Below are 6,797 nucleotides of genomic sequence, written 5' to 3'. Positions count from 1 at the left end.
GCTGCCCGAGCCGGGCCTGATCGTGATCGACGAGGAGCACGACGGCAGCTTCAAGCAGCTCGACGGCATCCGCTACCACGCCCGCGACTTCGCCCTGGTCCGCGGCAAGGCCCTGGCGGTACCGGTGGTGCTCGGCAGCGCCACGCCGTCGCTGGAATCGCTGCGCAACGCCCAGCTCGGACGCTACGCCCATCTGCGCCTGCGCCAGCGCGCCGGCGCCGCCAGACCGCCGCAGGTGCGGGTGATCGACGTGCGCAAGCGGCCGCTGGATGCCGGCCTGTCGCCGGAACTGTTCGCCGCGATCGGACGCGCGCTGGACGCCGGCGGCCAGGTGCTGGTGTTCAAGAATCGCCGCGGCTACGCGCCGGTGCTGCTGTGCCACGACTGCGGCTGGTCGGCGCAGTGTCCGCGCTGCAGCACCGAACTGCACGGCACCCCGATGACCGTGCATGCCGGCGGCCGCCGACTGCAATGCCATCACTGTGGCGCGCGCCAGCGCGTGCCCGACGCCTGCCCGGATTGCGGCGGGCTGTCGCTGCAGCCACAGGGTGCCGGCACCGAGCGCATCGAGGACGCGCTGACGGTGCGCTTCCCCGACACCCGGGTGGTGCGGATCGATCGCGGCAGCACCCAGCGGCGCGACGCGATGGAGCGCTTGCTGGCCGAGTTCGGCGATGCGCCGGGCATCCTGGTCGGCACCCAGATGCTGGCCAAGGGCCACGACCTGGCCGGGCTGACCCTGGTCGCGGTGGTCGGTATCGACGAGGGACTGTTCAGCGCCGACTTCCGCGCACCGGAAAAACTCGCCCAGTTGCTGATCCAGGTCGCCGGCCGCGCCGGCCGCGCGCAGCGACCCGGCGAAGTGCTGCTGCAGACCCACCACCCCGACCACCCGCTGCTGGCGACCCTGCTGGGCGGCGGCTATCACGCCTTCGCCGAGGCCGAACTGCCGCTGCGCGAGGCCGCCGGCTTTCCGCCTTCCACGCACATGGCGATGCTGCGCGCCGAAGCCCGCCAGGTCGAAATCGCCGAAGGTTTCCTGCGCATCGCCCGCGACGCCCTGCGCGACGCCTGCGACGACGACACGGCGCTGGAGATCAGCGGCCCGCTGCCGGCGCCGATGCCGCGACGCGCCGGCTACCAGCGCGTGCAATTGTTGCTGACCGCGCCCGATCGCCGCCGCCTGCATGCCGCCCTCGATGCCGCATTGCCGACCATCCATGCCGCGCCGGAGTCGCGCAAGGTGCGCTGGTCGCTCGACGTCGATCCGATCGATCTGTACTGAATCCGGCCTCGGACATCGCGCCTGCGACACGGTGTCGATTCCGACGCCGTCGGTTCGTCGTGTTGGTGAACCTCCAAGGAGCCGCACATGAACCTGCAGTTGTTCGCCCATCCGTTCTCGTCCTACAGCCAGAAGGTACTGATCGCGCTGTACGAGAACGACACCCCGTTCCAATACCGGATGCTGTCGCCCGAGCACCCGGACAACCTCGCCGAATTCGCCCGCCGCTGGCCGATCGCGCGCTTCCCGCTGCTGGTCGACGGCGACCGCCAGGTCGAGGAGACCTCGCTCATCATCGAACACCTGCAACGCCATCATCCCGGACCGGTCGCGCTGCTGCCGGCCGACCCCGGCGCCGCGCTGCCGGTACGCCGGCTCGACCGCCTGTTCGATCTGTACGTATCCACACCGATGCAGAAGATCGTGCTGGATCATCTGCGCCCCGAATCCGAACGCGACGGCCATGGCGTCGAACAGGCGCGGCAGAGGCTGGACACCGCCTACGCCTGGCTCGACACCGAACTGGGCGAGCGCCGCTGGGCCTGCGGGGCGTCCTTCACCCTGGCCGACTGCGCCGCCGCGCCGGCCCTGTTCTACGCCGACTGGGTGCAACCGATCGACGCATCCCTGGAACGCCTGCGCGGCTACCGCGCACGCCTGCTGGCGCACCCTTCGGTCGCACGGGCGGTCGACGAGGCACGTCCCTACCGCGAACTGTTCCCGCCCGGCGCACCCGATCGCGACTGAGCGGACCAGCGCCGACGGACGCATCGCCTGGCCGGAACTCAGCCGCCCATCGACAGGGCCCGCAAGGCGCGTCGCAGCCCCTCGACATCGCCCGCCTCCACCGGCGTCCATGGCAGCGACGCCGGCAGGCCGCAGGCCGGCGTGGCCACCACCGGCAGGCCGGCGGCGATCGCCCCCAACAGCGCGCGCGGCTGGTGCTCGACCCAGGCCGGCAACACGACCCCATCGGCCTGCAACAGCCCGTGGCGGTACGAGTCGACGCGCCGCAGCGTGGCGCGGCCCGGGTCCAGTCCGCGCTCGCTGTCGCCCGGCGGCAACAGGATCTCGACATCCCGGTCGCGCACGGCCTCCAGCAGCTCCAGGATGCCCTTGCGCGCAAGCGGTGACGCCGGGAAGAACAACCGCGGGCGCGCACCGGCACTGGCACGCCCGCTGGCGGGCACGGCCGCAGGCATCGCCCATGACAGGGCCCGGCCGCGCTCGCCGGCCATGGCCAGCACCCGCGCATGCGGACTCCACCAGGTCTCGGCGGCCTGCAATGCCTGCCATTCGTCCGCGATCAGCGTCTCGTCGGCGCGGAAGTCCCGCAGCGAGCGCACCTGCGGATGCCGACGCACCGCCGCATCCAGCTCATCCTGCAACACGCGCATCGGCAACGCGGTCATCAGCACCGCGTAGCGGCGTCCGGCCAGCTCTCCGTCGCGCCACAGGAACGGCAACAGACTCTGCGGCAACACCAGGTCCAGATCCTGCAATTGCAGTTGGCCGGCCAGGTCGCGCGCATGCGCGCGCAACTGCGCCAGCCGTACCTGCGGGAGCGCCCGCCCGCGCCAACGTCCGTAACGCCAACTCAGCGATTGCGCCGCGCGGCGCCAGGGCGCCTGCGCCGGGAACCGGCGACCGCCGGGACCGAATACGCGATCGTCCTCGCCGCGCCCTGCCGCCAGCGCAGCGCTGAATTCCGGCCAGGCCTCCTGCAGCCACCACAGACGGCGCAAACGGCCTGTGGATGGACCCGTGTGGCGGTGGCATTCGTATTGGCCGCAGCTGCCGCAATCGTTGCTGGGCGTGGCCGGACGCCGTGGCGACACCGCCATCGGCCACGACACCGCATCCACGTCGCGATGCCCACGGATGCGCAGGCGCAGGCGCTGTGCGTCCATTTCCACTTCCAGCCGCCAGGCGAACGGCGCGCACAGGCGCAGATCCAGGTAATTCCAGAACACGGTCGCATCGCGATCCTGCTCGGCCAGCGAACCGGGCAGCACGCGCGAATGACGATGACGTTCGAGTACGGTCAAACCGGCGCGCACGGCGCCGTCGTAGAGCGCGTTGCTGAGCTGGCACAGGCCACCGCCGATGGCGGGGATCAGACACCCCTCACGCAGTTCGCGCCCGATCGCATAGCCGCGCCGGCGGGTGGCGCGACCGACCTGTTTCCAGAAGCCGAAGCGGGCGCCGGGCGCCACTTCGATCCCATCCAGCCGCTTCAGCGCTTGCCGCAGGTTCTGCAGCTTGCCCGCCACCAGCATCGGATCGACTTCCTCGCCTGGCCACAACGGGCTGTCGAACTCGGCCAGCACCGGCGCCTGCGCCAGCGTGTTGGCGCGCGGATGCCGGCGCGGGCGCCCCGGATCGGCGGCGTCGCGCAGCGCCCGCAGGGCGCGCAGGCCCCAGGCCTTGCACGCGAACACCAGGGCTTCGCGGCGGGTCGGCAGATCGGTCGTGGTCGCGGCCGTCGCCACGGTGTTCATGTCGCCACCTCCCTGGCGTCTCCCGTCCTTGCGGACCCGTCCTTCGCCTTACTTGCTTCCGCTCTTCGCCTTCTGCCTTGCGCTCGCCTTGTCGCGCACCAGCACCACCTGGCCCTGGCGCTTGACCTCGAACAGTCCGATCGCGTCGATCAGATCGCTGAGCTTGCGGTAGCCGTGGTTGCGCGGATCGAACGAAGCCTGGTTGGAAATCTGCTTTCCGACAGCGGACAGATGCGCCCAGCCATCGTCCTCGCCGGCAGCCTCCACCGCATTGCGCAACATCTGCACCAGTCGCTTGTCGTCGCGCAGTTGCTTGGTCGGGCGCGCCTTCTGGGTGCCTCCCCCGGCCTCGCTCGGCTGTCCCAGCGCTTCCAGATAGGTGAACACCGTGCAGGCATTCACGAACGGCTCCGGTGTCTGCTGCGCGCCGTAGCCGTAGACCCGGACCCCCTCGGTCAGCAGCCGCATCACCAGCGGGGTGAAGTCCGCGTCCGAGGACACGATCGCGAAGGCGTCGAGCTTGCCGGCGTACAGCAGGTCCATCGCGTCGATCACCATCGCCATGTCGGACGCGTTCTTGCCCTTGCTGTAGGCGAACTGCTGGATCGGGCGGATCGCGTACTCGTGCAGTACCGCTTCCCAGCCCTTCATCGCCGGGCTCTTCCAGTTGCCGTAGGCGCGACGCACGTTGGCGACGCCGTGACGGGCGACTTCACTGAGCACCACGTCGATCTTCGAGGCCGGCGCGTTGTCGGCGTCGATCAGCAGGGCGATGCGTTGCTCTTCGGCCTTGTCCGCCATGGACGTGCTCCCTGGATGCCTAGCGGCAGTTGCCCCGCAGCCTAGCGCAACCCGGGCCCGGCCCGCACCAGCCGGCGCGGACGTATCGGGACGACAGAAGATAGGAGTCCTGCATGCATCCATCGCCGCCGATCGGCGAGAATGGCCGGAAACACGAACCACGACGCCCCCAATGACCAGCCAACTCGAACACCTGCGCACGCATTCCGCCGTCGTCGCCGACACCGGCGACATCGAGGCGATCGCCCGCTTCCAGCCGCTCGATGCGACCACCAACCCCTCGCTGCTGCTGAAGGCCGCCTCGCTGCCGGCCTACGCGCCGCTGATCGAGGCGGCGATCGCACAGGCCCGCGGCGGCGACGATGCCGCACGCATCGCCGATACCGGCGACCGGCTCGCGGTCGCGATCGGCGGCGAGATCCTGAAGCTGATCCCGGGCCGGGTCTCGACCGAGGTCGACGCGCGGTTGAGTTTCGACACCACCGCGACCCTGGCGCAGGCACGCAAGCTGGTCGCGCTGTACGCCGAGGCCGGCATCGACAGCGATCGCCTGCTGATCAAGATCGCCTCGACCTGGGAAGGCATCCGCGCGGCCGAGCAGCTCGAACGCGAGGGCATCCACTGCAACCTGACCCTGCTGTTCTCGTTCGCCCAGGCGGTCGCCTGCGCCGAGGCCGGAGTGTTCCTGATCTCGCCCTTCGTCGGCCGCATCCTCGACTGGCACCTGGCCAACGGCATGGCCCGCCCGGCCTCGCCGCAGGACGACCCCGGCGTGCAGTCGGTGACCCGGATCTGGCAGTACTACAAGCGCCACGACTACCGGACCGTGGTGATGGGCGCGAGCTTCCGCAACACCGGGCAGGTGCTGGCGCTGGCCGGCTGCGACCGGCTGACGATCTCGCCCGACCTGCTCGGCGAGCTCGACGCCACCACCGCCGAGGTGCCGCTCGCGCTGGCCGACGGCGGCGACCGCGCCCCGGCACTGCCGCGCCTGGACGAATCCGGATTCCGCTGGCTGCACAACGAGGATGCGATGGCGACCGACAAGCTCGCCGACGGCATCCGCCGCTTCGCCGCCGACCAGGTCCGGCTCGAACGCCTGCTGGCCGAGCGCATGGGGATCGCCGCGGCGGCATGACCGCCGCCGCAGCCGTGCGGCGGCCGCCCGTCGGCGCCGATTCCGCCGCGGGATTCCCGTAGAATCGGAGTCGATGGAGACGCCGCATCCGACCCTGGGCACCCTGCTGCGCGGACTGCGGTCGCGCAACGGCTGGACGCTCAAACGCATGAGCGAGCAGACCGGCATTCCGGTCTCGACGCTGTCCAAGATCGAGCACGACCGGCTGACGCTCAGCTACGACAAGCTACTGAGTCTCAGCCAGCGGCTCAACATTCCGCTTTCGGAACTGTTCGCCGAGCCCGCGACGGGAAGCGGTGCCGCCGCGCAGGTCCCGGTCACCGCCCGCCGCAGCATCGGCCGGATCGGCGATGCGGTCCAGGTCACCACCCCCAACTACGATTACTACTACTTCTGCCCGGAGTTGAGGCAGAAGCGGATGCTGCCGATCCTGACCCGGGTGCGCGCACGCTCGCTGGCCGAGTTCGGCGACTACGTGCGCCATGCCGGCGAGGAATACATCTACGTGATCGAGGGCCGCATCGTCGCCCATACCGAGTTCTACGACCCGGTCACCCTGGAGGCCGGCGAGTCGATCTACATCGACTCCAACATGGGCCATGCCTACCTGGTCGGCGAGGGTTGCGACGAAGCGCTGATCCTCGGCGTCTGCGCGGCCGGCGAGGACTTCGTCGCGATGCTGATGGCGCAGGACGCCGGCGCGCCGGCGCCGTGACCGGCGGGTTCACAGCTTCCAGCCGACCATGTTCCAGACCCACACCCCGTAGCCGGCGAGCACGAACGCCGTCAGCGCCAGCGTATGACGCAGCTTGCGCCACAGACCGAACGCCTTCGACCGCCAGGCGCGCCACAGCAGCGCCACACTGGCCAGGGTGAGCAGCAGCGCCGGCAATGCGGCCCAGAGCGCGACGCGCAGCAGGGTCGAGGGATACTCGAAGATGGCCGCGTCGCCCGCCGCGCTGATCTGCACGAAGGCGGTCGCGAACAAGGCCAGGAACAGCAGCCATGCCAGCGCGGTGAAGGCCAGCCAGCGCGCGCTGCTGCGGCCGCCCGCATCGGCGCAGCGACGGCG

At 70.5% G+C, this 6,797-nt stretch carries 7 protein-coding genes; 4 read left to right on the top strand and 3 right to left on the bottom strand.

What is annotated here, in order from left to right; genetic code table 11:
- Together priA and FKV24_RS13090 are read left to right on the top strand one after the other, a co-directional pair.
- A partial coding sequence (gene priA / locus FKV24_RS13095; protein ID WP_141482685.1) for a replication restart helicase PriA occupies positions 1-1,285 on the top strand: 1,285 nt, incomplete at its 5' end.
- Positions 1,286-1,372: 87 nt separating this feature from the next.
- Positions 1,373-2,032: a glutathione S-transferase family protein gene (locus tag FKV24_RS13090; protein WP_141482684.1), complete on the top strand. Its 660-nt coding sequence runs from the start codon at positions 1,373-1,375 to the stop codon at positions 2,030-2,032.
- A gap of 38 nt (positions 2,033-2,070) precedes the next feature.
- Here FKV24_RS13090 and FKV24_RS13085 read toward each other — a convergent pair whose 3' ends face one another.
- On the bottom strand, positions 2,071-3,786 hold the full coding sequence (locus tag FKV24_RS13085) for a VanW family protein (protein ID WP_141482683.1): 1,716 nt from the start codon (positions 3,784-3,786) through the stop codon (positions 2,071-2,073).
- A 48-nt stretch (positions 3,787-3,834) separates the two neighbouring features.
- Positions 3,835-4,587 (bottom strand): NYN domain-containing protein, encoded by a 753-nt coding sequence (locus FKV24_RS13080; RefSeq protein ID WP_141482682.1) that lies wholly within the window; start codon positions 4,585-4,587, stop codon positions 3,835-3,837.
- A gap of 172 nt (positions 4,588-4,759) precedes the next feature.
- On the opposite strand from FKV24_RS13080, the gene tal reads away from it, so the two are divergent.
- Positions 4,760-5,725: a transaldolase gene (gene tal, locus FKV24_RS13075; protein WP_141482681.1), complete on the top strand. Its 966-nt coding sequence runs from the start codon at positions 4,760-4,762 to the stop codon at positions 5,723-5,725.
- Positions 5,726-5,798: 73 nt separating this feature from the next.
- Entirely contained in the window at positions 5,799-6,440 is a 642-nt protein-coding gene (locus tag FKV24_RS13070) for a helix-turn-helix domain-containing protein (RefSeq protein ID WP_141482680.1), read from the top strand.
- Between the two features lie 9 nt (positions 6,441-6,449).
- On the opposite strand, the gene FKV24_RS19330 is transcribed toward FKV24_RS13070, so the two are convergent.
- On the bottom strand, positions 6,450-6,797 hold a 348-nt coding region (locus tag FKV24_RS19330; RefSeq protein ID WP_170288306.1), incomplete at its 5' end, for a hypothetical protein.

It is taken from the genome of Marilutibacter maris (assembly GCF_006546735.2).
Lineage (GTDB): Bacteria > Pseudomonadota > Gammaproteobacteria > Xanthomonadales > Xanthomonadaceae > Marilutibacter > Marilutibacter maris.
The sequence above is the reverse complement of the archived record's forward strand: the minus strand, read 5'-3'. Positions and strand labels throughout refer to the sequence as shown.